The sequence below is a fragment of the Sphingobium sp. FW305-3-2-15-F-TSA7 genome (genome assembly GCF_058787155.1).
Genome location: NZ_JBYSZM010000001.1, coordinates 238,986 through 263,533 on the forward strand (window position 1 = coordinate 238,986; position 24,548 = coordinate 263,533).

General features: G+C 62.7%; 28 protein-coding genes. 14 read left to right on the forward strand and 14 right to left on the reverse strand.

Annotated elements, in window-relative coordinates:
* Window positions 1-7 precede the first annotated feature (7 nt).
* A complete protein-coding gene (locus AC3WN8_RS01075) occupies window positions 8-1,273 on the forward strand; it encodes a helix-turn-helix transcriptional regulator (RefSeq protein WP_492667508.1) in 1,266 nt (421 codons plus the stop codon).
* A gap of 44 nt (window positions 1,274-1,317) precedes the next feature.
* On the opposite strand, the gene AC3WN8_RS01080 is transcribed toward AC3WN8_RS01075, so the two are convergent.
* The 4 genes from AC3WN8_RS01080 to AC3WN8_RS01095 all read right to left on the reverse strand — a co-directional run bounded on the left by AC3WN8_RS01080 (window position 1,318) and on the right by AC3WN8_RS01095 (window position 6,476).
* Entirely contained in the window at window positions 1,318-3,552 is a 2,235-nt protein-coding gene (locus AC3WN8_RS01080; RefSeq protein WP_492667509.1) for a TonB-dependent receptor, read from the reverse strand.
* Window positions 3,553-3,817: 265 nt separating this feature from the next.
* Window positions 3,818-4,966: a helix-turn-helix transcriptional regulator gene (locus tag AC3WN8_RS01085; protein ID WP_492667510.1), complete on the reverse strand. Its 1,149-nt coding sequence runs from the start codon at window positions 4,964-4,966 to the stop codon at window positions 3,818-3,820.
* Between the two features lie 530 nt (window positions 4,967-5,496).
* Complete coding sequence (locus tag AC3WN8_RS01090; RefSeq protein WP_492667511.1) at window positions 5,497-5,952, reverse strand: hypothetical protein; 456 nt, start codon at window positions 5,950-5,952, stop codon at window positions 5,497-5,499.
* 32 nt (window positions 5,953-5,984) lie between these two features.
* Window positions 5,985-6,476 carry a hypothetical protein gene (locus AC3WN8_RS01095; RefSeq protein ID WP_492667512.1) on the reverse strand — a complete coding sequence of 164 codons (492 nt, stop codon included), beginning with the start codon at window positions 6,474-6,476 and terminating at the stop codon, window positions 5,985-5,987.
* 138 nt (window positions 6,477-6,614) lie between these two features.
* Between AC3WN8_RS01095 and AC3WN8_RS01100 the strand changes: the two genes are divergently transcribed.
* The 4 genes from AC3WN8_RS01100 (at window position 6,615) to AC3WN8_RS01115 (ending at window position 9,300) form a co-directional block, all read left to right on the forward strand.
* Entirely contained in the window at window positions 6,615-6,806 is a 192-nt protein-coding gene (locus tag AC3WN8_RS01100; protein ID WP_492667513.1) for a GlsB/YeaQ/YmgE family stress response membrane protein, read from the forward strand.
* Window positions 6,807-6,905: 99 nt separating this feature from the next.
* Window positions 6,906-7,955 carry an LLM class oxidoreductase gene (locus AC3WN8_RS01105; RefSeq protein ID WP_492667514.1) on the forward strand — a complete coding sequence of 350 codons (1,050 nt, stop codon included), beginning with the start codon at window positions 6,906-6,908 and terminating at the stop codon, window positions 7,953-7,955.
* 580 nt (window positions 7,956-8,535) lie between these two features.
* Window positions 8,536-9,051, forward strand: coding sequence for a transcriptional regulator (locus AC3WN8_RS01110; RefSeq protein ID WP_492667515.1), 516 nt, complete (start codon window positions 8,536-8,538; stop codon window positions 9,049-9,051).
* Window positions 9,052-9,123: 72 nt separating this feature from the next.
* On the forward strand, window positions 9,124-9,300 hold the full coding sequence (locus tag AC3WN8_RS01115) for a CsbD family protein (protein ID WP_492667516.1): 177 nt from the start codon (window positions 9,124-9,126) through the stop codon (window positions 9,298-9,300).
* 216 nt (window positions 9,301-9,516) lie between these two features.
* On the opposite strand, the gene AC3WN8_RS01120 is transcribed toward AC3WN8_RS01115, so the two are convergent.
* From AC3WN8_RS01120 to AC3WN8_RS01130, 3 genes are all read right to left on the reverse strand, one after another.
* Window positions 9,517-10,029, reverse strand: a complete 513-nt coding sequence (locus tag AC3WN8_RS01120) for a hemerythrin domain-containing protein (protein WP_492667517.1) — start codon at window positions 10,027-10,029, stop codon at window positions 9,517-9,519.
* A 2-nt stretch (window positions 10,030-10,031) separates the two neighbouring features.
* The gene (locus tag AC3WN8_RS01125; protein WP_492667518.1) at window positions 10,032-10,610 is read right to left on the reverse strand and encodes a CinA family protein; all 579 of its coding nucleotides are present in this window, start codon (window positions 10,608-10,610) and stop codon (window positions 10,032-10,034) included.
* A gap of 133 nt (window positions 10,611-10,743) precedes the next feature.
* Window positions 10,744-11,310, reverse strand: a complete 567-nt coding sequence (locus tag AC3WN8_RS01130) for a DUF4142 domain-containing protein (protein WP_492667519.1) — start codon at window positions 11,308-11,310, stop codon at window positions 10,744-10,746.
* 171 nt (window positions 11,311-11,481) lie between these two features.
* Between AC3WN8_RS01130 and AC3WN8_RS01135 the strand changes: the two genes are divergently transcribed.
* A complete protein-coding gene (locus AC3WN8_RS01135; protein ID WP_492667520.1) occupies window positions 11,482-11,877 on the forward strand; it encodes a DUF3597 domain-containing protein in 396 nt (131 codons plus the stop codon).
* A gap of 30 nt (window positions 11,878-11,907) precedes the next feature.
* On the opposite strand, the gene AC3WN8_RS01140 is transcribed toward AC3WN8_RS01135, so the two are convergent.
* Together AC3WN8_RS01140 and AC3WN8_RS01145 are read right to left on the reverse strand one after the other, a co-directional pair.
* Window positions 11,908-12,570: a DUF6766 family protein gene (locus tag AC3WN8_RS01140; RefSeq protein WP_492667521.1), complete on the reverse strand. Its 663-nt coding sequence runs from the start codon at window positions 12,568-12,570 to the stop codon at window positions 11,908-11,910.
* Between the two features lie 12 nt (window positions 12,571-12,582).
* The gene (locus tag AC3WN8_RS01145) at window positions 12,583-12,762 is read right to left on the reverse strand and encodes a hypothetical protein (protein WP_492667522.1); all 180 of its coding nucleotides are present in this window, start codon (window positions 12,760-12,762) and stop codon (window positions 12,583-12,585) included.
* Between the two features lie 31 nt (window positions 12,763-12,793).
* Here AC3WN8_RS01145 and AC3WN8_RS01150 point away from each other — a divergent pair, with 31 nt between their 5' ends.
* From AC3WN8_RS01150 to AC3WN8_RS01160, 3 genes are all read left to right on the forward strand, one after another.
* Entirely contained in the window at window positions 12,794-13,141 is a 348-nt protein-coding gene (locus tag AC3WN8_RS01150) for a hypothetical protein (RefSeq protein ID WP_492667523.1), read from the forward strand.
* Complete coding sequence (locus AC3WN8_RS01155) at window positions 13,138-13,341, forward strand: hypothetical protein (RefSeq protein WP_492667524.1); 204 nt, start codon at window positions 13,138-13,140, stop codon at window positions 13,339-13,341. The genes AC3WN8_RS01150 and AC3WN8_RS01155 overlap by 4 nt, the downstream gene beginning before the upstream one ends.
* A 163-nt stretch (window positions 13,342-13,504) precedes the next feature.
* Window positions 13,505-14,089 (forward strand): hypothetical protein, encoded by a 585-nt coding sequence (locus AC3WN8_RS01160; RefSeq protein WP_492667525.1) that lies wholly within the window; start codon window positions 13,505-13,507, stop codon window positions 14,087-14,089.
* Between the two features lie 151 nt (window positions 14,090-14,240).
* Here AC3WN8_RS01160 and AC3WN8_RS01165 read toward each other — a convergent pair whose 3' ends face one another.
* The 4 genes from AC3WN8_RS01165 to AC3WN8_RS01180 form a co-directional block, all read right to left on the reverse strand.
* On the reverse strand, window positions 14,241-15,110 hold the full coding sequence (locus AC3WN8_RS01165; RefSeq protein ID WP_492667526.1) for an alpha/beta fold hydrolase: 870 nt from the start codon (window positions 15,108-15,110) through the stop codon (window positions 14,241-14,243).
* Between the two features lie 16 nt (window positions 15,111-15,126).
* On the reverse strand, window positions 15,127-15,546 hold the full coding sequence (locus AC3WN8_RS01170; protein WP_492667527.1) for a VOC family protein: 420 nt from the start codon (window positions 15,544-15,546) through the stop codon (window positions 15,127-15,129).
* Between the two features lie 68 nt (window positions 15,547-15,614).
* Complete coding sequence (xth, locus tag AC3WN8_RS01175; RefSeq protein WP_492667528.1) at window positions 15,615-16,418, reverse strand: exodeoxyribonuclease III; 804 nt, start codon at window positions 16,416-16,418, stop codon at window positions 15,615-15,617.
* 69 nt (window positions 16,419-16,487) lie between these two features.
* Window positions 16,488-17,339 carry an SDR family oxidoreductase gene (locus tag AC3WN8_RS01180; protein WP_492667529.1) on the reverse strand — a complete coding sequence of 284 codons (852 nt, stop codon included), beginning with the start codon at window positions 17,337-17,339 and terminating at the stop codon, window positions 16,488-16,490.
* Window positions 17,340-17,449: 110 nt separating this feature from the next.
* Here AC3WN8_RS01180 and AC3WN8_RS01185 point away from each other — a divergent pair, with 110 nt between their 5' ends.
* Window positions 17,450-18,055, forward strand: a complete 606-nt coding sequence (locus tag AC3WN8_RS01185) for a flavodoxin family protein (RefSeq protein WP_492667530.1) — start codon at window positions 17,450-17,452, stop codon at window positions 18,053-18,055.
* A gap of 27 nt (window positions 18,056-18,082) precedes the next feature.
* On the opposite strand, the gene AC3WN8_RS01190 is transcribed toward AC3WN8_RS01185, so the two are convergent.
* Entirely contained in the window at window positions 18,083-18,571 is a 489-nt protein-coding gene (locus AC3WN8_RS01190) for a GFA family protein (protein WP_492667531.1), read from the reverse strand.
* Between the two features lie 320 nt (window positions 18,572-18,891).
* On the opposite strand from AC3WN8_RS01190, the gene AC3WN8_RS01195 reads away from it, so the two are divergent.
* From AC3WN8_RS01195 to AC3WN8_RS01210, 4 genes are all read left to right on the forward strand, one after another.
* Window positions 18,892-19,263, forward strand: a complete 372-nt coding sequence (locus AC3WN8_RS01195) for a PRC-barrel domain-containing protein (protein ID WP_492667532.1) — start codon at window positions 18,892-18,894, stop codon at window positions 19,261-19,263.
* Between the two features lie 686 nt (window positions 19,264-19,949).
* The gene (locus AC3WN8_RS01200) at window positions 19,950-20,486 is read left to right on the forward strand and encodes an RNA polymerase sigma factor (protein WP_492667533.1); all 537 of its coding nucleotides are present in this window, start codon (window positions 19,950-19,952) and stop codon (window positions 20,484-20,486) included.
* On the forward strand, window positions 20,456-21,451 hold the full coding sequence (locus tag AC3WN8_RS01205) for a FecR family protein (protein WP_492667534.1): 996 nt from the start codon (window positions 20,456-20,458) through the stop codon (window positions 21,449-21,451). The genes AC3WN8_RS01200 and AC3WN8_RS01205 overlap by 31 nt, the downstream gene beginning before the upstream one ends.
* Before the next feature lie 194 nt (window positions 21,452-21,645).
* Window positions 21,646-24,543 (forward strand): TonB-dependent receptor, encoded by a 2,898-nt coding sequence (locus tag AC3WN8_RS01210; RefSeq protein WP_492667564.1) that lies wholly within the window; start codon window positions 21,646-21,648, stop codon window positions 24,541-24,543.
* The last annotated feature ends 5 nt before the right edge of the window (window positions 24,544-24,548 follow it).

Here is a 24,548-nt window from a genome sequence, read left to right on the forward strand (position 1 = left end):
GCTATACTTGTCGGCGCCGGATCGTCGGGGGATGGACTCCGGGCGAGTGAAAAGCGAAGTTGACCCAAGAGGCAGAACCCGCTCGGACAGGAGGGATGCAATGCGGGGTGCGATGGGGGATGCCGGGATCAGCGAAGAATGCGGTGGCGCCGTCCTGGACGAGCGCCTGGTCAACGCGATCTACGACGGCCCAATGGAAGAGAGTCCGTGGCAGTCCTTGCTTGCCACGCTTCGCCGGATCACCGGCGCGGATCTCGCGGCGCTTTCGCTTCGCCTGCGGCGAACGAACTGTCGACCGATCTCCCTGCTCGACAGCGCGGAGCCGTTCGATGTTCAACGCTATCAGGCATCATCGCTCGAAGTGGCGCACAAAGGCTATCTGGATCCGTTGGGCAGCCATTTGCGGCGCACCGGCGGTATCGCGACGCTTGACGAAGTGATCGACGAGAAGATGCTTCGGCAGAGCGATTATTTCCGGCTCCTGCTCGAGCCGTTCGGCCTGCGACACCAGATCGGTATGCATGTCCGCGAGCCGTCAGGGTGGAGGTCGAACTTCGGATTGATGAACCGATCGGGGCGTCCCTTCGGAGCGTCCGAACGGGCTCTGCTCGCGCGGATGCTGCCGCATCTGCAGCGTGCCTTGGGCATCTACGCGCGGCTCAGTCGTAGCGAGGCGGAGAATGCGGCCCTGGGGGCGACGCTCGATCGCCTCAGCATCGGCACGATCCTGCTTGATCTGCGAGGCAAGGTGGTGAGCGTCAGCGACACCGCCACGGCGATCATGCGTCGCAATGGGTGCCTCGGTATCGTCCGCGAGACATTGTCGGCCAAGCGTCCGGCCGACTCGTTCCAGCTCAATGGCGCGATCGCCCAGGCCCTGATCGCCAATGAGGAAGGGCAGGCCGCGTTCTGCGACGCGATTCGGCTCCATGCCCGCGACGGCAACGACGTCAGACTGCTGATACGCAATGTTCCGAGCGCGAGCTATCGCGGCGACGTAAGCCCGGGCGTGATTCTGTATCTGAGCGACCCGCTGCCGCACATGGTCGCCGCGCAACGTTTCATGGCGCAGATGTTCGACCTGACCGAAACCGAAGCGGAAATAGCGACGGCCATCGCCAACGGGGAAAGGCTCGCCGCGATCGCCGAGACGCTTGGGTTCACCGAAGGTACCGTGCGGACCTATTCCAAGCGCATCTATCTGAAGATGGGAGTGAGCCGTCAGGCGGAACTGATGCGGCTGGTGCTCAAAAGTGTGGCGCTGCTCGCTTGAACTGCGGCCGACGTCGGCAAACCGCGCCGGCCACTGCCGCCGGATCAGTCGAAGCTATATTTTAACCGAAGCCCGAACATGCGGGGCTGGGCGACCGCGAAGCCGAGCGTTCCAATCGTGTCGTACGTAGCGGCGCGGCCGCTCGCCAGCTTCTGATTTGTGACGTTGTTGACGAAGAGGCTTCCGCTCAGAGTTTCGATCCCGCCGATCCGTGACCAGTTGAGGTTGGCATTCATATTGCCGAACCCCGGCAGGAAATCCTGCTTGATCGGCACCTGCTTGTTGGCGTTGCCGTTGACCTTGCTCTGATAGGTATAATCCACGGTGATCCCAATATCGCCGATCGGGTCGTCGCGGGTCAGGTGCACCGTCGCGCGGACATTGTACTTCCGCTTGGAAACGAACACGAACGGGCGGACGCTGCGATCCTCGCCATCGACGATATAATCATCATATTGGGGATCGATCAGCGTGCCGTTCGCGCCGAGCTCGAGCCAGTCGGTCGGCGCCATCGTGATTTCACCGTCGAGCCCCTGGATATGACCGCGCGCCGCGTTTTCGCGGATCAGGACCGTTCCGGGCGGCGGCGCGCCGGGCGCCGCGGGAACGATGAGATACACTTGGATGTCTGAATATTTCCCGTAAAAGGCGCTGAGATTGGTTCTGAGCCGAACGCTTCCGATCGACCAGTCCGCCTTGATGCCGGCTTCGTAATTGTCGAGGCTCTCCGGCTCGAAGGTTTCCTTGCCGGCGGGCAAGAAAGGCCCAAGGTTGATGCCGCCGCTCGAATAGCCCTTGCTTTTGGACAGGTAGAGCATGACGTCGCGTCTGGGTTGCCAGGTCAGGCTCAAAAGATGGCTTGCCGCCTCGAAGCTTCCGCGGCCGCTCGCCGAACTGGTGCGGGTCCCGTTTCCGTCATAGCTTTCGGACAGGGACGAACGCTTGTCCCAGGTATAGCGCAAGCCCGCGCTGAAGCTCAGGCCGGGAAGCAATCGGCCGAGATCATAGGCGCCATGCGCAAAGATGGCATGGGTCGTGGCGCTGGTCCGGCTGAGGCTGCCGGAAATGCCGCCTAGGATATTGTTATAAGAGATCGCTGGATCGAGATCCTTGGTCCAGCTGTGGAAGGTGCCGAGCGTATAAACCAGCCGGCCATCAAAGGCTCTGCCCTGGAGCTGCAGCTCCTCGCTCGTCATCACCGTGGGGCCGCTGGATTGAGACGGGCCGATGCCGATGTCGATGATCGGCAGCGGCGTTGCATCGCTGTCACTGGCGCCGAACTGCTTCAGGCGTTGATGGCCGAGGATATTCTTGAGCGTCAGCGTGTCGCCGATCTCCCAGACTGTCGTATTGACGATGTTGAGCTGCTGCATGCGGAAGAATGTACCGCCGGGAAGGCTGGTGCCGGGAATCTCGTATTTTCCGAGTGCGATCTGCTGATCCAGCAGATTCTGCAGGGTATCTGCGCCGAACACGAACGCGGCGAAGCCTGTCGGATTGACATCGACCAGCGGCGAGGCCGAGCCGTTGCTGTGCGACCTGTAGCTGTTGACCAGCAAGGTGTTGTCGAGATTTTCGGTTGGCTTGACGGTCAGGCTGGCCCGCAGGATCGAGTAATTCTCGTCCTCCAGATGTTCGCGCTGGGTCGGATCGTAGATATAGCCGTCGATATGGCTGTTGGCGACGCCAAGCCGCAACAATATCTTGTCCTCCACCATCGGCAAGTTGACGATGGCTTCGATCGCGCGTCGACCGTAATTGCCGACGGTCGCTTGCACGCTGCCACCCAAGGTGCTGGACGGCTTCACCGGTGCGTAGAGCACCGCGCCGCCATTGGTGCTGAGCCCGAACAGCGTACCTTGTGGGCCCTTCAGGACCTGGGCGCCCGAAATATCGAAGAACAATGCGCTTCCTGAGAGCGTCACCGGGGCCTCGCCGAAATAGCCGATCACACCTGGAATGCCGCGTATCCAAAGGAAGCTGGCGCTGCCTCGCCCGCAGCAGATGTTGAAGCCGGGAACCGAACGTTCGAGATCCGTGACGGTTCGTATCTGTTGCTGGTCGAGGCGATCGGCCGTCATCGCCGTAATCGCAATCGGCACGTTTTGCAGATTTTCCGCGCGGCGGCGGGCCGTAACGATGATTTCGTCGAACCCGCTCGGTTCCGCATCAGCCGATTTGGCATCGGCATCTGCCGTCCCCGTCGCCTGTGCGGTCGCAGGCGCCGGCCCCATTGCCCACAGCGCCGTCGTAGCGGCGATGAAACCAATCCCCCTCATGATATCCTCCTCCAATACGGCCGTCATTCCCATGCGGTCGCCGGCCATTGGTGGCTGCTTGCCGAGAGAAGCCGGCGATCAGCAATTCCCAAGTGTGAACTGGTCGGTGGCAGCGGCTGTTCAGAGACGCGGCCTTCGGCTGCGATGCGCGTCCGGACGCGCTCAAATTGGCCCCCGGCGGTCCCGTCATTCCAGTGAGCGGGGCGGGCAGGTTTTGTGAGCCGGCCGCTCGTCCGGTCGGCGGGCACCTGTTTTTCCGGTCAGTTCAGCCCAGCACGGCAACGCTCGTCAGCAGCAGGCGCACCAGGTCAGCCTGGCGGCTGACGCCGACTTTCTGATAGGCCCGCTTGGAGTAGCTGCGCGCCGTTTTTTCGGTGATGCCGACATGCTTTGCGATCTCATTGAGGCTGAGGCCGCTGGCAAGCAGCACGGCAACCCTGGCTTCTGCGGGCGTAAGTTCGAACAGTTCGACAACCAACGCCTCAGGCGTGGGCGGTCCCTTCGACTGACTGACGTAGACGATGATACCCGGCGCCACGTCGTGTCGATGATATGTGTTGGCGGGAACGCCGCGCACCAAAATACCCAATGGATGCCGTTCATTACCTCCGGCGCGAAGTACATCCGCGAACAGCTCGCTCCCGCCCCGGTCGCACCAGTCGATCGCCCCCCGCAATGCCGCCTGCAAGCGCTCATTCTCCGCGGGCTGCCTGAGCGACAACTGGGCATTGCGTGTAACGAATTGGCTGTCCTCCCGCATCATCATCTCGGCAGCGTTGTTGGTGCTGATGATCCGGCCGCGCTGATCCAGCACGAAGGCGGCAATGGCCATGCGGTCGAGCAGGTCTCCGAAGATGTTGCGCTCGGCCTCAGTGCGTACGAGCCGTGCATAAGTTTCCAGCGCGACCTCGAAATGCGGTTGCAGCGATTGCAGGAAAGCTTTGTCCTGCGCGCTGAAATCCTGACGCTCAAGCGCGTTCATCATGCCGACATGGGATCTCCAGCCGCTTGGCTCCGTGATTGCCATGCCGATCTGGTGATCGATCCGGGAAGGCTGAATCACTTCCGTATAAAAGCGCGTCTGGACCAGTTCCTCGCGAGACATCACTTCGGACAAGGTGAGAATGCCACCGTTCTGGGTCAGCGCATGGTTGAGCGGATCCTCGAGGGCCAATCTGTTATGGGCGGCGGCGGCGCGACTGGGGCCGTGATCGATGGGCACATCGCGTCGATCGAAGATGGTGACCGGCGCAGCGTCCTTGCGGCCCGGGCGCAGGGCGATCGCGGCCATGTCGACGTTCAGACGCTCTCGCAGGGCACAGACGAACGACTTCCAGGGCGGTTCTTCCAATGGTCCCTTATAGATGAGCCGGATGATGTCATCGGTGGTGATGGGTGCGACGTCGGCGGGCATGATTTCTCGCGAGCTCCCGCTCTGGCGTGGATTGCATAATCCCTCATCCGACTGGGTCGAGCAATCGTGGAGGTTGGCCTGCTGCCGGTTTGGCTGCACCGAGACAGGCTCAATCAGGCTATACTGGCTTCCCCTCGAAATCCATGGGGCTGGAATATTCAAGGGGCGAGTGGCGCCGGTTCGGATAGTCGAAACACTCGATAAAGTCGCACATGTCGCGTTGGTCTGCGCTCCGGTTCGGTCGATCTCCTTCCGATCCGCTCGGTCTTGAGGGATGAGAAGAAGCTACGCATGGCGTGATGAAAGACACCGGAGAGATGAAGTAGAGCCCCCCCGCCGCGCGGCCGTTGCCCCGCGCGCACGACGAGCGGGGCGATAAGCGATATGGCATATAGGTAACGTCGTAACGTGCCTGCAGGCGATGGGTTCACCCTTTGACGGGCGATCACGCAATGGGTCAAATCGTTCACATCATCTGAGCGCCCGAACAAGGCTGCGAAAACCTGTTTTCCGATGCGGCGGTGCTGGGTTCATTGCATACCGCCGTCAAGATCGCCCACGCATTGCACTTCGGGGTCGGTCTCCGCCATGCGCCTCAAATTGCGCGCTTTTGCCGCAATGCCCGGAAACAGCGCGTCAGGTGCGATATGATAGGATTTGATCAGCCGCAGCGCCCAGATATAATGGCGTGCGCCAGCGGCACAGCTGTTGCTGCCGCCGTCGCCTTCACCCCAGACATTGCGCCACCGAGCCTTGCCATCGCGGGTGAGGATCGATTGGAAACCTCCCATAGCGCCTTCGCCCTCGACATAGGCGATCGCACGCGGGCCATCATGAAAGACGCGAAACCGCCTGAAAGTGAAGCGCCACTGCGGATTCTCCTCGCCATGCAGCGTTCTGATAATGGCGTTGCGTTCCGCGCTGCCGACGGCCGGCGTATAGACGGCGGTCGGGCTGGCGATGGCTGGCGAAACGACAACTGGCATCGTCGCGGCGACGAGAGCGCACCACCGCCACATCAGGTCGGCCGTTCCGGAGCAGCGGCCCGCAGCCGACGATATTGCCGGCCGCGCTTGATATCTTGTGATTCCGTAGTGTCGGCAGGCCTGAGGGGGAGGCGGGTTTTTCGCGGAATGTCGCGAAGTGCCCCTCCGGCCTCTTCCGGTTGGCGCGCCGCCTCCAGACGCTTGCGCATGGCCCTTGCCGCATCGGCTTGCGCGAGGCTGGCGGCCGCAATACCGACGATATCTTGATGGCTTCTGTCTGCTCCGGCGTCGTTGAGCACGCGGTTGCGGTCGCGAAGCTCGCGCAACGCGTCCGCTGCTGTCGTATTGCGGGAAAAGACGTCGGTCTTTGCGGCTGTCCCCCGAAAGACTTCGTCCCCGCGCGAGACTTTGAGCAGTCGATCTTGTTCGTGTAACTCGCGGACGACACGATCGGTGGCGGACTCTGAATTGCTCACAATGCTCCCGTTCAGGTTCGATATCGCATCAATGCGAGCCAATATCAACGGATGCCCCCGACCGGTATCATGTTGGCCCGGAGCGCGGATGTAGAATAAATCCCAACCCGATCGGGATCATGTAAGATCGAATATTGAAGGTCTGGGCGCCGCATGGATCGTGGCCGCCAGGTTCGGGCAGGCGGGATGATCTCGGCCGGTCACGCGGCGGGGGGCGCCGCGGGTGCCGTTCTGGGCGGCGCGCTGTTCGACGCCCTGGGGCGCTATTCCGAGCTTTGGATCGCATCTTTGTTCATCTCGGCGCTCGCGGGCGTGATGATCCTGTTCCTGCCCGATCGTCCGGCTGAAGCGCGCAACACCGAACCGGCAGTCGCATAGGCGCAACGGCGCCTCAGACACACCGCCCGACATCTTCGCCCTGGGCGGCTTCCAGATCCCCGACCGGTGCATGACGCACCGCCTTTCCAGGAGAAATCGATGACCCATGCCCTCGCCACGATCGGGCACGCTTGCGCGCCGACCGGTGCATCGTCCGAGGCATTTACAGGCCACCCCGGCTATGGCCGGATGTTCGCGCCCGATCATCTCACGATCGGCATTTTCCTGCCGCTGCGTTTCTACCAGGGCGATATGCGTGTGCTCGAGGGACAGGGCGATCTGGTGACGGAGATCGATCGCCGGGGATTCGCCGCCGCCTGGGTGCGCGACGTGCCTTTGTTCGACCCCAATTTCGGGGATGCGGGGCAGATCTTCGACCCGTTCACCTATCTCGCCTGGCTGGCGGCAAAGACGCGCGACATCGCGCTGGCAACCGGGAGCGCGATTTTCAGCCTGCGCCACCCGATCGACCTCGCCAAGGCGGCCAGCACGATCGACCGATTATCAGGTGGGCGCCTGGTGCTTGGGGTCGCGTCCGGAGACCGCCCGGTCGAGTTTCCGGCCTATGGCATCGAGCGGGAGACGCGGGGCGTCCGCTTCGCCGAAGCGGTCAGCTTCTTTCGCCAACTGGTGGCGCCGGGACGGCCGTGCATCACGTCGCCTTTGGGGCATGTGTCGGATGTCGACTTCCTGCCGAAGCCCGCCACCGGTCGTATTCCGTTGATCGTCACAGGGTCGAGCCAGCAGCCGCCCGACTGGATTGCAGCGCATGCGGACGGCTGGCTCAGCTATCCGGACTCTGCGCACGATCCGGCAGGGCCGCAGCGGTTGGCTGCAAAGATCGCGGCATGGCGGGCGCGCATTCCGGACGGCGGCTTCCGCCCGCATATGACCAATGAATGGATCGACCTTGCCGATGATCCTGATTATCCGCGCACGCCGTTGCGCGGCGGCTTCGTCCTCAAGACGGCTCGCAAGGGACTGATCGACCTGCTTGGCGAATGGCAGGCGGTGGGGGTGAACCATGTTGCGCTCAGCATGCAGTTTGCCGAACGGCCGCCTGCGGAGATCATCCAGGAGCTTGCCGAGGAGGTGCTGCCGCATTTTCCGACGCTGAACGGGCCCGCGCCGCTGCGGGCCGACTGGTGAGCACAGGAGCGCGAAAAATCTCTCCTTGAGTGTCCGCGGACCATGACGGCGCACAGCATGCCTTCCCTTGAGCATTCATGGATCGGGCAGATCCCGAATCCGTGCCGCCAGGTCGGTGAGCGAGAATGACTTGGTGAGATCAGCTCGACGCCATGATCGAGCTGCCGGTGATGGACGATCGCATTGCGGGCATAGGCGGTCGTGAACAGGATTTTGAGGCCGGGCCGTTTGCGCATTTCCTCTGTTGATCTCCTGATCGTCCATCGGGCTTCGAATTGAAATCGCGTCGGGCGCACCCATATGCATGTCATTGTGCAACAACGGAAAGGAGGTGGTCGAATGTCTCATTGTCACATGCCGCAGATGGCGGCGCTCATGAGCATGGCCTCCGCAGCGGAGGCTCGCTTCGCCTGAGCCGCCACATTGGCAAGACAATGGAAGGGCTGTCCTGTGAAGGGCGGCCCTTCGTTTGTCCGGTGAAGCCAATTCACGTCAGGTACGTTAGAACGCGATGCTCGTATTTCTCGATTTCGAAGCCTCGTCGCTGGGCAAGCGCAGCTATCCCATCGAAGTCGCGTGGGTGTTCGAGGATGGCCGGTCGGAGGCGCATCTGATCCGGCCAGCGCCGACCTGGTCGGACTGGGACAAGGACGCCGAGGCCATTCACAAGCTGAGCAGAAGCACACTCATGCAGCATGGCGCGGATCATAAATTTGTGGCGAGGCGCATGGTCGAGGTGCTGTCAGGGCATGCGCTTTTTGCAAGCGCTCCATCCTGGGACGGCAAATGGCTGAGCACGCTGCTGCGCGGCGCTGGCTTGCCCCGCCACAGTCTGAGGCTGCGCGGCAGCGATGCGGCGCGTCGCGAATGCGCTTTTGCGATTCTCAGCCCGGTCATGCCTGCCGACAGGCTGGCGGAAACCGTCGAGGCGCTGCTGGAACGATGTGCGTTGCGTGATCCGGAAAAACAGCCTGTCCATCGTGCGCTCGCCGATGCCGAAGATGACTTTGCCCATTGGCGCGCGGTCAGGGTTGCGGCCCAGGCGGCAGCGGATCGGCAAGTTAGTTTGCCGGAATCGGCGGGTGCGGAAGACTGACATATGGCAGGGAATATCGGGCTGCGACGCGACGTTGTCTCCACGTGCAATCAAGCACTTAGGAGCTTTATCATGGGTGAGATCAAGGATCGCGCCAAGGGCGTCGTCGATGAAACCGTGGGCAAGGCGAAGCGCGCCATCGGTGAGGCAACCGATCGTCCCGACCTGGTGGTCGAGGGCGATATTCAGGAAGCCAAGGGTGACGCCGAAAAGGCGCGTGCGCGTGCCGAAGCCAATCTGAAACGCTGAGCAACGGGGCACCTTCGGGTGCCTCTTTTCGCGTTTGACCTGGGCGAAGGCCTCTTTCGAATATGGGATCGGGCAGGTCAGATCGGCCTAGCCCGACACCGTCATATTATAGCCATGCCGCTTGGCTGTGATCAGGCGGCGTTCTAAAACAAACAACTGCCACCGGGAAACGGAGGCACGCGGTGCTCCGCTTTCCGGCAGCGCATGGGCGGTGCGTCAGGCCGGTTCTAGGCTGACGGCCCTGGGCTTCGCGGGCGGAAGACCCGCGCTTTCTGCTTCGGCGAGCAGCGCCTTTTTGCGGGCCAGCATCTTGTCGCGCAACGCGACGAGATCGACATCCGCCTTGCGGCACTGGGCGAACATGCCCTCCGACGGCATTTCTTCCTCATGGACGTGATGCTTGATCTCTTCCGAAAGCACCTTGACCTTCGCATCGTAGAAATCGGCATCCGGCGCGGATCTGAGGATGTCATTGATCAGAACCTTGGCGCCGTCATGCTCGACATAAGCCTCGTCGAGCGTGTCGTCCTCGATCTTCCCGCGGAAGGCGGGATAGAAGATCTCTTCCTCGATCATCGTGTGCACTTTCAACTCGGTGCAGATCTTGTTGGCGATCGCCTGTTTCCGGGCTGAATCGCGCGCCTTCCCGAACTGCTCGAACAGCGTCTCGACTTCCCGGTGGTCTGCCTTCAGCAACGCGATGGCATCGGTAAATTGTTGGTCCGCCATGATTATCCTCCTCGATGGGGCCGCATTTCAACTGCGGGCGGAACCTCGAAGTTCCCGGCTTCCGGGGTTTGGTGATCGATTTCGTCGCGCATCATCTCCAACGCAACGCGGGTCGCTTCCACACGCACGCCGCCGCGGCCGATATCGCCGAAATGCGCCTCACGATGCGTGGCGGCCTGACCCCTGCGTGCGCTCGCGAAGTGGACGAGGCCCGGCTCGTCACCGGGACCCGCCGGCCCTGCGAACCCTGTCACCGCGACCGCGACGTCGGCATCCGAGGCTGTAAGCGCACCCTGCGCCATCATGATCGCCACGCCCGCGCTGACCGCGCCGCATCGCGCGATGAAGCCGGGATCGATGCCGAGCATCTGCGCCTTTGCCGCATCGGTGTAGACGATAAAGCCGCGTTCGAACGCATGACCCTTGCCCTCCACATCGGTGAGGATCGAAGCGATCAGTCCGCCCGTGCAGCTTTCGGCGGTCGCCAGCTTCAGTCCGCCTGCACATGCGCGATCGAGAAGCTGTTCGGCCATCCGCTCCACATCATCGGGCAGAATGGCGGAGAGGGTTTCGGTGCTCATGGCGAGTTGTCTGCGACCGATACCACGCGCCAACGCTGGTGACCCGCCCTGAGCTCGGCCGCAGCCCGTCGGTATGCGCACGAATGCACCAGTGCCTCGTTCTTGTCGGAACCGTTCGTCACGGATGTCGCATTCAGGGCTTCAGGGATTTGGCCATGTTGAGATGGGCCGCGACGATCGGCGTCAGGCTTGTGGCGAAAGTCTTGAGCGGCTCGACATCACCGCCGGTCGAATAGCCGCGCAAGGCATCGAGCGCCGCCTGATGCGCCGCGACCTGTTCGGTGGCGAAGGCGGTATCGAACGCCGCGCCGGATCGGGATTGAAGATCGGTGAGCTTGGACTGTTGTTCGGGGCTGAGCGTGGGATCGGGAACGATGGTGGGTGTGGCGGTCGATGCGGCCAGCTTCAGCTTGGCCGTCGATTCGGTATGTGCCTCGATCATCTGCTTCGCGAATGCCTTGACCTTGGCCGACTGGGATTTGTCGGCCGCAAGGTTGGAGATTGCGATTTCGAACGCGTCGCTGGCCGCCGCCTTGTTCGCGAAATCCTGGCCAGGCGAGGGGGCCGGCGCGGCGGGCGTACCCGGCACCTCCGCCGCGGCGACATTCTGGAGATTGGCGGTGGTCGTGTCATCCTTGGGGCCGCAGGCCGCCAAGGCCAGGATGGATGCCGATGCCAGCACGAATGGGCTGCGGGTCATGAAGTGTCTCCCATTGGACAGGCCAGTGCCTGCGGGCGAAACAACGGCTTTCGGATCCCCGATGTTCCAGCGCGGCCAACGACGCGATCCGCGACCGGTGTCGCGCATGAACCTTTGGCGGCCGGACGACGTTTGACCGACGGCATCAACAGAGCGGTGAAAGGCCCGACCATGAGCATTTTCGGTTCGATCATGAACAAGATCTTCGGACACAAGTCCGCGGTGGGCAGATCGGCCGCACCGACGACACCGGCGCCCCAGGCGTCGCCGAGCGCGGCCGCGCCCGCACCAACCGTGGCCGCAGTCACTCAGCAGGTCGATGTCAGCGCGGTTCTGACCGAGATGGCGGCGTTGAAGCCGGGGGGGAACTGGCAAAGTTCGATCGTCGATTTGCTGAAGCTGCTCGATCTCGATTCCAGCCTGTCGGCTCGCGCGAAGCTGGCCGAGGAACTTGGCGTCCATGCCGGGCCGGACGGGAGCGCCGAACAGAATATTGCACTGCACAAAGCGGTGATGCGCAAATTGGCGGAGAATGGCGGCGTCGTGCCCGACGATCTACGCGACTGACATCGCTCCACCTCGGGCACGCGCTGGCCATCAATCGGCGCCCGTTTTCCCGTGCGGCGCGGCGACGGGCTTCGATTCCGGCGACTCGCGTTGGCGCAGGAAGATGCTGAGCACGACCAGGACGGCCGTCGACAGGAATTCGCTCTGCCAGTTCTGGAAGGATTCGAACCAGAGCTGCGCACTGCCGAGATAAGCGAAGGTGGAGAGTGGAGCCTCTCCATTGCGCAGGGCTTCCGCTGCCGCCTCGTGTGCGCTGAAGGTCCAGTGCAGCGCGAAGGAGAGGATGAACAGGACCAGCAGCGCCGTGCCAAGCGAGTGTGCGTAGAGCCAGCGTATTGCGGCGCCGGTCTTGAGAATCGCGGGCGCGCCGGGTTTCTTCGACTGTGCCGAGAGATCGGCATCACGCGGTGGTGCGTCGGGATCCTTGGATTCGGCGGACCCCTTCTGGAAGAGGGATGCGGTCAGCACGACATAGGCCGACATCTGCAGGAATTCGCTCTCCCAATTCTCGAACACGCTCGAGAGGAATTGCGGATCGGTTGTATATTTGCCCAGCGAGATCGCCGCCTCGCCCTGTCGGGCAAGGTCTTCATTTTCGAAACGCCAGCCTGCCAGCCAGTGTCCGATCAGGCTCAAGCCGAACAGGGTCAGCAGAACGATCGTCAGGCCATTGTCGCGCCAAATGCGTCGCATGGCTTCGCCCCCTCAATTTGCCCCATATCCTTTCCTCTTTTCCAGGCTTTCCGGGATCGATCCGCGCCTGGCCTTGCCGTCGGCGGGCAGGGGGTGGCCGCCCGATCCGGGTGTTTCGGGTTTCGATTGCGGATCGATCTCGACGTCTTCGCGCCCGACGATCAGATGTTCTTCGCCTATCTTCGTCTTCATGGCCGGCCTCCTTCTTGGAAGGCCTCAACGCATGGCGGCGGCAACAAGTTCGTCATTAGGGCATCTGCTTCCCAAACGCGCCGCGACACGGATCATCTCAACAGGCGGTCAGTTCGTCGCGCTCCTGATGTCGATCAATGATTTCGAGGCCGATCCGATCCATTGTGGCTGCGCCATAGCCGGGGGGTGCCGGAGATGGAGTCGCACCATGCTGCAAGACGATCTGCACTATTATTTGAGACGAGCACGCGAGGAACGCGAACGTGCCGGCGCCGCCACCGATCCGTGCGCACGCCAGGCGCATGAGCGGATCGCGACCGAGTATGAAAGGCTCGCTCGCCATGCGGAAAGCAACGAACCCCGGATGGTGGCCCAATGAGCGTTGCGGTCCCCGTTCGCGAAACCCGTGAAGTCCTGCTCGAACGCGCCCGCGAGGCGATGCGTCTGGCACAGGCCGAAACCGTCACCAACCGCGCGCGAATTCATATCGAGGCGGCAGAAACCTGGCTCAGGCTAGCAGCGCGCAAAGCCAGAGTTGAACAATCCGATCCGGAGATTTGCCGGCCGCAACCTGGTTAGGGGGCACTCCATCCTGGCGGCCGGCTGGCTTGGCCGTCCGTCGCGATAGAGGACGGGGTCGAACCGCCAACGGAGAACGCCTACACCTTGCATCAGGCGCCGGGCGACGCAACGTGTCTCTGCGACCCGTTGTATCGCTACGTGCCGCGCTGAGGATTCCGATATGCCCGTGACACAGCTGAAGGTCTTCCGCACGCCGATCGGCTTTCACGACGCCTATGTCGCCGCGCCCAGCCAGAAGGCGGCGCTGGCCGCTTGGGGCGCGGATGCCGACCTGTTCGCGCGCGGCGTGGCTGAACGGGTGACCGATCCCAAGCTCATGGCCGAGCCGCTGGACAAGCCAGGAGAAGTGATCCGGCGCACGCGCGGCACCGCTGCCGAGCATCTGGCCGCACTGCCGCGAGATCGTGCACGAAAGGCACCTCCCAAGGCGGAGACAGGCGGAAAGGCAGCCTCGAAACCCGGCCGATCCGACAAGCCGTCGAAACCGTCCGCGAAGCCCCCAGTCAAACCCAGGCCGCGGCCATCCAGTGCAAAACTCGATGCGCTGGAAAGCGACATGGATGCGCTTGAAGCGCGCCAACGCCGGGAAATGCATGAAATCGCTGCCGAGCAGGCGGAACTGGCGCGACGCAAGGCCATGATCGAACGCGGCCATGAGGGCGAACGAGCCGCGCTGCAACGCAAGCTGGATCGTGCGAAATCCAGTCACGAGCGTGCTCTGCAGAAGTGGCGTGCACAGTTGTGACTGCTAAGAGTCGGGTGGTCTCGACCCTGAGGGCGACGTGACTATCGGCCGTTCGCAACGGGTCTTTCCACCCTGCTCAAGGGCCAAGGTCTGGTCGAGATAACCGACCGCATCTTCTCATGGGGCGCGGAGTCCTGCTGCTGATCGATCCTTACGTCGCGTGCACGCGCCCGAGAAAGTCGCGGATCAGCGGCACGACTTCGTCGAGATTGGTTTCGAGTAGCCAATGCCCTCCGTTGAGGAGGTGGAGTTCGGCGTCGGGCAGATCGCGCAGATAAGCCCGGGCGGAGATTTCCGGCATATAGCCGTCCTGCGGGCCCCAGACGATGAGCGTCGGCGGCCGATACGTGTTCAGATAGCGGCGATGCTCCGGAAACCAGTCGCGGTTCGCCTTGAGCCCGGCGATCAGGTCCACCGCGATCTCCTGCCGCTTCGGCGTCATCAGCGACCAATGGAGTGCCCAGAGATCGGGCGGGATCGTGTCCGCAAGGTCACCGGTGACCTCGTTCAGGAATTCCTCGCGAAATGCTTCCTTCGAAATGGCCTTGCGCAATTTCGCGCGCATCTCGTCCGGAGGAAGTGCCCAGCTCCGTTCGATCTCTGCATATTTGGGGCCGAGCGCGTCTTCATATGGGATGTCGCCATTCTGGATGATGAGGGCGACGACGCGATCGGGATCCCTGATCGCCAGCCTCGCGCCGATGGGCGATCCGAAATCGTGCAGATAGAGCGCGAAGCGGTTCACCCCCAGGGTCTCAACGAATGCGTCAAGAAAGGCCGCATATCCATCGAAGCTATAGTCGAAATCGTCCGGTGTCCCGCTATGGCCGGCGCCGGGATAATCGGGTGCGATCAGATGCCAGCGATCCGCCAGGCGGGGCATCAGGTTGCGGAATTCATAGGACGAACAGGGATAGCCGTGGGGCAGAAGCAGGGCGGGCGCGCCCTTGCGCCCTGCCTCACGGTAAAATGCATCGACATTGCCGACGCGGACATGATGATGACGTACCCGGGTGTCCATTTTCGTCTCCAGATGTTCAGTCGTCAAAGCCGAGGATGAGCCAGGGAATACCGAAGCGATCGGTGACCATGCCGAACAGCGCGGCCCATGCGACCTTCGCCGGGGCAACGCTGTTCGAGCCACCATCGGCCAGACCATCGAAGATTCGGCGCGCTTCATCGGCTTTCTCGAAATGCATCGCGAGATTGAAGCCGCGCGGACGCGCATATTGATCGGCGGGAAGATCGTTCCCCAGGATCCGGGTATCGCCAATGCGCAGTTCGGCGAAGCGGACCATGTCCGGCGCGCCGGCAGTCGAGCCCGGCGGCAAGGGAACATCTCCGGTCTCGCCGAGCGTGTTCATGACGGTGATTTCGCCGCCGAACAGCGCGGCATAGCGTTCGAACGCCTCCCGGCAATTTCCATCGAATTCGAGCTGGGGGAAGAGATCCGCCACGGTGCCTGCTCCTTGCGGTCTTGGGACACGCCTTCACAACCAATGTCCGGCGCCAAGGTTTCCCGCGCCTATTTGCCAGGGCGTCGATGGCGAGCGGGTTTCTCCACAAGCTCGATCCAGACCGGTGCGTGATCGCTGGTCTTCTCCCAGCGCCTGGGTTCCCGATCGACTTCGGCGGTGGTCAACCGTTTGGCGGCCACTGGATTGAGCAGGACATGATCGATGCGCAGGCCCGCATTCCGCTCGAAGGCGCGGCGCAGATATTTCCAGAATGTGTAGATCGTCTCTTCAGGATGGAGGTGGCGGAGCGCGTCGGTCCATCCCTGATCGAGAAGCCCGGCATAGGCCGCGCGGACCTCGGGCGCGAAGAGCGCATCATCCAGCCAGCGTTCGGGGGCGTAGACGTCACGCTTGGTCGGCATGACGTTATAGTCGCCCGCGATGACGACGGGCGCATCCAGGCCGACAAGCGTCGCCATATGCGCGTGAAGCCGGGCGAACCAGTCGAGCTTATAGTCGAATTTTGGCCCAGGCCGGGGATTGCCGTTCGGCAGATAGAGGCAGCCGATGAGCAGGCCGCCGACCGCCGCCTCGATATAGCGGCTGTGACTGTCGTCGGGATCGCCGGGCAGGCCGCGCCGAGTTTCGTGAATCTCGCCGATCCGGCTGAGGATCGCGACGCCGTTCCACGCCTTCTGGCCGTGCCAGATCGCATCATAGCCGAGATCCCGGATCGGCCCTTCGGGGAAGCGCTCGTCGGGTGCCTTCAACTCCTGGAGACAGACGATGTCGGGTTGCGCCAGTTCGAGCCAGCGCAGCAGCACCGCCAGGCGGCCATTCACTCCGTTCACATTATAGGTTGCGATCTTCATGCTGCGATGTCGCTTCCATCGTCATATGGCGGGCGGCGTCGGCGAATTGTGCCCCTGCTTCGGCACCGTTCAACCGTTGACGATCGTCCCGCCATTGGGATGGAGCACCTGCCCCGACATATAGCTCGAATCCTCGCAGGCGAGGAACAGGAAGGCGGGCGCCACCTCATTGGGCTGGCCGGGCCGCCCCATCGGCGTCTGCTCGCCAAAATGTTCGAGCTTCTCAGGGCTTGCGCCGCCGCACGGATTGAGCGGCGTCCAGATCGGCCCCGGCGCGACCGCGTTCACGCGGATGCCGTCGCCGATCAGATTTTCGGACAGGGAGCGCGTGAAGGCGGTGATCGCGCCCTTGGTCGAGCTGTAGTCGAGCAGTTCCTTGCTGCCCTGATACATTGTGACGCTGGTGCAGTTGATGATCGCGGCGCCGGACTTCAGGTGCGGCCGTGCCGCCTGGACCAGGAAGAACATGCCGAAGATGTTGGTCTGGAAGGTCCGGCGCAACTGCGCCTCGGTGATATCGGTGATGTCCTCGTCGGGATGCTGCTCGCCGGCATTGTTGACGACGATGTCGATCCGGCCAAACGCCTTCATCGTCCGGTTCACGATCTCGTCGGCGAAATCGCTCTCGCCGATGTCGCCGCGAATGGTGATCGCGCTTCGTCCCTCGGCCTCGACGATGCGCTGGGTTTCAGCGGCGTCATCGTCCTCCAGCAGATAGACGATCGCGATATCGGCGCCTTCGCGCGCATAGAGCGCGGCGATTGCCCTGCCGATACCACTATCGGCACCGGTGATGATCGCGACCTTGCCGGCGAGCCGGTCCGAACCCTTATAGCGAGGCTGCCAATCTGGCTTGGGCTCAAGCCGGCTTTCATGACCGGGCAGGGCGTCTTCATGGATCATCTGGGCGGTCTCGGTCATCGCGGCATCTCCTTCTGAGTGAAGAACTCTTTGGGTGGCCCAAGAGTTCTCCGACACATGAACGGACCATCGCGCCCGTGCGGCGGCCGAAACCCGGAGGAGACATGTCGATGGTGCTCAAGGCCCTGGCTCTCAACTGCACGCTGAAGGCGGACGCCGGCGAGACAAGTTCGACCGATGCGATGATCGCGGTCCTGGAGAAGGCGTTCGCCGTCGGTCAGGTGTCGCTGAGCGAGACGGTGCGCGTTGCCGCGCTTGACATAAAGCCCGGCGTCACCTCCGACGAGGGCGGCGGTGATGAATGGCCCGCGCTCCGCGAGAAGATCCTGGCGCACGACATCCTGATCTTCGGCGGGCCGATCTGGATGGGGCAGATATCGAGCATCGCCAAGCGCGTGCTCGAACGCATGGACGCCTTCCTGAGCGAAACCGACGATCAGGGCCGCATGCCGAGCTATGGCAAGGTCGCCGTCGCCGCCATCGTCGGCAATGAGGATGGGGCGCATGCCTCCTCGGCCCAGCTGTTCCAGGCGCTGAACGATGTCGGCTGGACGATCCCGGCGGTCGCCGCCTGCTATTGGGTGGGCGAAGCGATGGGATCGACCGATTTCAAGAATCTCGAGAAAACGCCAAAAAAGGTCCTCGAGACCGCGAAGATGGTCACGAGCAATGCGGCCCATCTCGCCGGGCTGCTGAAATCCTCGCCTTATCCTTGAGCAGTCGCTTTTCGCGGTCCTGGACGCCTAGTCGATCCAGAGACCATGCGCCCGATGCCAGTCCTCAAGCGCGTCTTCGGGGTATTCCTCGAAACACTGATCCTGCGGGCCGATCTCCGGCTCGACCCATGTCGCCTTTGACGAGAACATCATATGGACGAGCGACGGCGGCTTCGGCAGTTCGGTATCGATCGCCGATGCGAAGGGATGGACGAGCTCGGGATATTCCGGGCTGAAGACCCAAAGCGCGCTCGCGCATCGCGCGCAGAAATGCCGCTCGCCCGTGCTGACGCGGCACCCGCCATGCCCGTCGTCGAGCTTCGCGTGAAATACGCTGGTGGCGCCTTCGACCTCCAGCGTCCGCATGTCGGCGTGGAGATTGATCGCATATCCACCGCCGCCGGCGGTCTTGCGGCATATCGAACAATAGCAGCGCATGAACGGCATGGGGGCATGGCTTTCGGCGGAGAACCGCACGCTGCCGCACCGGCACGATCCGTTGAGCTTCATCGGCATGGCAGCTCCTTTCGGGGGATGTCACCGCATCATGGATGGTCGAGGGTTGAATTGGGAGGCCGGGCTAAAGTTCCCGAACGCGATGGCCGCGTGCGTCGTGGTTTGTACGGCATGGCTTATGTTGCGCCGCACAATCCAGGGTTCCCCCATCCTGACTTGAATTGGCAGATATTGGGTCAGTGAAGCACCGATTTATCGGCCAGTTCGGACACCTCTGGTCCGGCTTGCGGGGCGTTCCGGCGATTGGCGGCCGTTGGGCGGAAAGACGAGGTCCGTTCCTGCGTTGGATCCGAACCCACCGCCGCGAAGGAGAAATCCAAATGGTACAGACCGACATCGCCACCGACGAAACCAGCCGCCTCATCGCATCGAACAAGGTCGAGGGCACCAATGTCTACAACCGGGACGGGGAGAAGCTGGGTTCGATCTATAACTTCATGGTCGACAAGCAATCGGGCCGGGTCGAATATGCCGTGCTCCAGTTCGGCGGATTGTTCGGGCTCGGCAGCGATTATTATCCGCTTCCCTGGGACGTCCTCACTTACGACACCGCGCAGGGCGGCTATGCCGTCAATCTCGACAGGGCCATGCTCGAAAAGGCGCCGCGCTATGCAAGCGACAGCGAACCTGCTTTCGACCGCGACTATGGCCGGGAAGTCTATGGCTATTATGGGGTCAACTATCCCTTCTGATCACTGGCGCGGCCTTGGGTCGGTCGCGCGATTTCCATGAATTGAGACGTTTGTCTCCCCGGGATCCTCTCGGATCCGAGGTTCGCGTCCTGCGATCGGCCAGGCATTGCTAAGTGCCGGTCAAACGGTGGGCGTCGATCGCCAGGTTGCGGGGGGTCGACAGCGGATAGGCTTTGAGATTGGGGATATCGCGCTTGTAGCCCAGTGCGGCAGACGTGCAAACGCTGCCTGCACCAAATCGTCCGGTTCCGGCGGGCCCAGGCCAAATTTTGCGCCGGAGATGCGCGCGCAGTTCACCAATGTGCTGACGATATAGCCAATCAAGGAACTCGGTGTCCCCCGCTACCTGCAGCCTTGATGAAAGTTGGCGGTCCAGACGCTACCTCACCCGCTTCTTCGAATGCCGCGCGCCCGTCTTTTCGCAGGGCAGCGAGAATCTCCCGTAGTGAAGTGTTCGCTTGGCTGGCGTGGTGGGCATGCGATCAAAGAAGTGTTGTGGTCGGATCTATGACGCCGTGTCGGGGTGGATAGGCATGGGAATTTTTCGCCTCAGGCTTAGATAGGCGAAGGATTTTGTGCCCCCATGTCACTGGGCTCACATGGGCATTGGTGCCGGACATGAGAGTAGAGAGGCGAGCACGGCGAACGAGACGGCCATTGAGCGGAGGCGCAGGACTGTCGAGTGGGTGGCGCGCGAGATCATCCCTCTCGAGCCCTCGGCGCGCGCATTGCTGCGCCGCATGCAGCTTTCGCCCGAGGACATCGATGACGTCATCCAGGAATGCTATTGTCAGTTTGCCGACCAGGCACTCGATCAGATCATGCGACCACGCGCCTATTATTTCCAGGCGTTGCGCTTCATCGTTTCACGGCGCCGCTATCGAGCAAAGGTCGTGCCGATCGACACCTATGGCGAGATGAGCATGTTCGAAGTCGAGGATAGCGCACCTTCGCCGGAAGCGATCGTCGGTGGCAATCTCGCCGCCCGGCGCGTTCGCGGGCTGATCGCGATGCTGCCCGAGCGCTGCCGCGCGATCGTGGAGTTGCGACGGCTGGAAGGCTGGTCCCAGAAGCGCATCGCCGAGCATCTCGGCATCACCGAGAAAATCGTCGAGAAGCAACTCTGGCAGGGCGTGCGTGCCCTCCGCAAGGCCTGGAAGGCGCAGGAAGATGCGGCGGAACTCTCATCCCAATGCGTTCGGCAGGGAAAAACCGATCGATGACCGTAGATATCCGCGACAAGATCGACGACGAGGCCGCTCTCTGGGTCGTTCGCATGGATGCGCCAGGCTGGACCGACGCCGACGAGCAGGCGCTGCAGGCTTGGCTGGCCATCGATCCACGCCACAAAGGCGCCTTGCTCGCTTCATCGGCTGTGTGGTTGCTGGCCGCACCACAGAAAGAGGCCGGTGCCGCGGCGCCCGATGCCGATGCGCCGGAGCTATTACAGACAGCCCAATTCCGTCGCCGCACTGTGCTGGCGGGGTTTGGAACCGCGCTCGCTGCCTCTGTCGCCGGCGGCGCCTTCTGGTTTGCGGGCGGAAAGACATATGCGACGGACCTGGGTGAGATTCGCCGCGTGCCGCTCGCGGATGGATCGATTGCCGCGATCAATACCGCCAGTGAAGTGAGCGTTCGCTTGTCCGAAGCCAAGCGTTCCGTCGTTCTCGCACAGGGCGAGGCCTGGTTCCAGGTTGCCAAGGATCGGGCACGCCCCTTCGTGGTCGAGGCTGGGCCGGTTCGTGTGCGGGCGGTCGGAACCGCGTTTTCAGTCCGTCGGCGCGAGGGCGGCGCCGAGATACTCGTGACGGAGGGCGTCGTGGAAGCTTGGGCGGACGGCGCAAGGGCTGGACGTGTCCGCCTGGTCGCCGGCGAGCGCGCTTTCGTGGCCAACAATGCCCGCATCGAGGTCGCCACTGCCGGTCCATCCTCGGTCGATCGAGCACTTGCGTGGCGCGGGGGCAAAATCGATCTCGCTCGCACGCCGCTTGCCGAGGCGGTTGCGGAGTTCAATCGGTATAATCGCCGGCAGCTTGTGATCGTCGATGAAGCGCTCGCAAGCGAGCAACTCGATGGCGTGTTCGGCACCGATGACCCGGCCGGATTTGCGCTCATGCTGCACACCGTTTTCGAGGTTCCGCTCGATATGTCGCGAGAAGATGAGATCCGGATCGGGCGACCTCGTTGATTTTTTTGGGCGGCGCGAAGGATTCACGGCGCCCGCGTCACCTCAGTTGCAAGTGGATGACAGGTCCGCGTTCATCGGGGGGAGACAAGATGATGTCGGTTCATTCTCGCAATTTGTGGCTTGGCAGTTGCGCAGCCGCATGCGTTGTCGTCGCGCCGCCTGCTCAGGCGCAAACCAAGTCCTTCGACATCGCGATGCAGCCGGTGGAGTCGGCAATCCGTTTGCTCGGTCGCCAGGGTGACGTGCAAATCGCAGCCGCGAGCAGAACCGTCCGTGGCCGACAGGCTAGCGCGGTTCGCGGCATCATGACGGTTGATCAGGCGCTCGGCCGGCTCCTTGCCGGGACGGGGCTGGTTGCCCGGCGCACCGGCGCGCGAACCTGGTCGGTGGTCGCATCGCATGCGGCCTTGCAGGAGGATGCCCGGCCCCGGTCGGCGACGGAGCCCGCAGCGGTCAATACGGGAGCCGCCGAGAGTCTCGCGCAGGTAGATACTGCCGAGATCGTCGTTACCGGCACACGGCTCGAACGCAGCGACGTTCCGACACCGGTGACAGCCGTCAGTACCGAGACGCTTCGCGAGGGCGCGCCGGCCAACTTCGTCGCCGCATTGACCGAATTGCCCCAATTTCGTTCCAGCTGGTCCCCCCAGATCACCGGTGGTTCGTTTACCGCCGCGTCCTTCGGCGTCGATCTGCGCGGACTCGGCAGCAGCCGGACATTGCTCCTGCTCGAGGGGCGGCGGCTAGGCAGCAGCTACTCGAACGGGCTGACCCAACCCGATCTTGCGGTCATTCCCAGCCTGCTGATCGATCGGGTTGACGTTGTCACTGGAAGCGCGTCCGCCGCCTGGGGATCGAATGCGGTGGCGGGCGTCGTCAACCTGTTCCTCAACGATCGCCTGGAAGGGCTGCGGGTCGGCGCGCGCGCAGGCATATCGAGCCGGGGGGATGCGGCGGAGCGGCAGGTGGAAGCCGCAGCGGGCTTCTCTTTCGCCAATGGCGCCGGCCATATCGTGTTTGGCGGCGAATTTGTCGACAATGACGGAGCCAGACCCAAGACATCGCGCGCCAATGTCGGGCGTTGGGCCGCGGTCCCCAATCCCGGTTACACGCCGACCAATGGTCAGCAGCCGTTGATCTTCGCGCCTGACGTCGGCGCCGCCAATGCCAGCCTGGGCGGGCTCATCCTGACCGGTGTCAATGCAGGACGCACGTTCAACCCGGACGGGACATTGCGTGCGTTCGACTTCGGGCGGGTCTCGGGCACCAATTCGATCGGCGGCGAGGGGCCGAGCAACGATGATTTTCTTTATCTGACTGCCCCTTCGACGCGCTACAGCGCGCTGGGCCGGGTGACATACGACCTAACCGGCGCGATCAAATTGACCGCCGACATCCTCCATTCGCGCACCTATAACAGCTTTTCGTTCCTGCCGGATCGCAGCCTCGGGAACATCACGATCTCGGTCAACAACCCTTTCCTTCCGACCGCGATCCGCAACCAGATGATCGCCGCGGGCGAGATCTCGTTCGGCTTGGGCCGCTACAATACCGATTTCGCGCTGACCCGAAATGACTTCAGCCGGCGCACCACCCAAGCGGGTCTCGCGCTCGATGCCGACCTCGGCGGGACCTGGCGGGCGAACGGGTACTTCACCTATGCCTGGTTCAACGAATCCGTCGATGTCTCGAACCTGCGGATCACCGCTAATTTCGCGAATGCCGTCGATGCCGTTGCCAATCCCGCCACGGGGCAGCCAATCTGCCGGATCGCGCTCACAAATCCTTCAACCTCCTGTGTGCCGATCAACTTGTTCGGCGATGGTGCGCCGTCCCAGCAAGCGCGTGATTATGTGCTGGGAACCGGCCAGTTGCGGTCGCGCACCAACCTGGCTGCCGGTGGCGCGACGCTGCGCGGGGAGCCCTTCGAGCTTTGGGCAGGCCCCGTCTCGGCCGCCATCGGGGCCGAGGCGCGGCGCGAAACGCTCGACCAGCGCGTGGGGCCTATCGATCAGGTTCGGGGTTTCTCGCTGACCAATTTTACCGCGTTCAGCGGGCGCAACACGACCAAGGAAGCTTTTGCCGAGATCCTGGTGCCGCTTGTCCGCGACGTTCCTGTTCTCCAACTCCTGCAGTTCAACGGTGCGGCGCGTTACACGCATGACCAGACCGGCTCGATCTGGTCGTGGAAGCTCGGCCTCACCAACGAGGTCGCCGACGGGATCCGGCTTCGCTTCACCCATTCACGCGATATCCGGGCGCCCAATCTGGTCGAACTGAATAGTCCTCAGACGTTCAGCTTCGTCAACATCAGCGATCCGCGGACCAACACGACCTATCAGGTCCGCCAGTTCACGGGCGGCAACCCTGGCCTGGTTCCGGAGACCTCGTTGACGACGACCGCCGGCTTCTCGCTGACGCCGCGCCTCATCCGCAACCTCACCTTGTCGGTCGATTATTTCGATATTGATATCGCCAATGCGATCGCCACCATCTCGGCGCAGAACATCGTGAACCTGTGCGCGTCCGGCAACCAGACGATGTGCTCAGCGATCACCCGGGGGGCGGATGGGCTGATCACCCAGACATCGGCCAGCCAGCTCAACTTCACCCGCTTCAGCACCAGCGGCATCGACGCCGCGATCAGTTACCGCATTCCCGTCTCGCCGTCCGGCGAGATCCGCTTTCGGAGCAATCTGACCTGGGTTCACGCTTTCGAAACCGACAATGGCATCGCCTTTGTCGACTTTCTCGGCTCGCAGGGGACAATCCTCGTATCGGGTGTGCCCAAGGTGCGGATCAACACCTCTATCCACTACGAACAGGGCGGGTTCGAGGCGATGTTGCGCAATCGGTACATCTCGGCGGGCGTCAACAATGTCACGCAATCGATCCAGAACAACCGGATCCCGGCCTTTGCCTATTTCGACCTGGGTTTCCGCTTTCGCGTGCCCGACGGCAAGCGTGAATTCGAACTGTTCGCGAACGTCAACAACCTGTTCGACAAGGCGCCTCCGATCGCCTCGCAATCCTCGCCCTATTATGACGTGATCGGCCGCTATTTCAGCGCCGGCGCCCGGCTGCGCTTCTAGGCGCG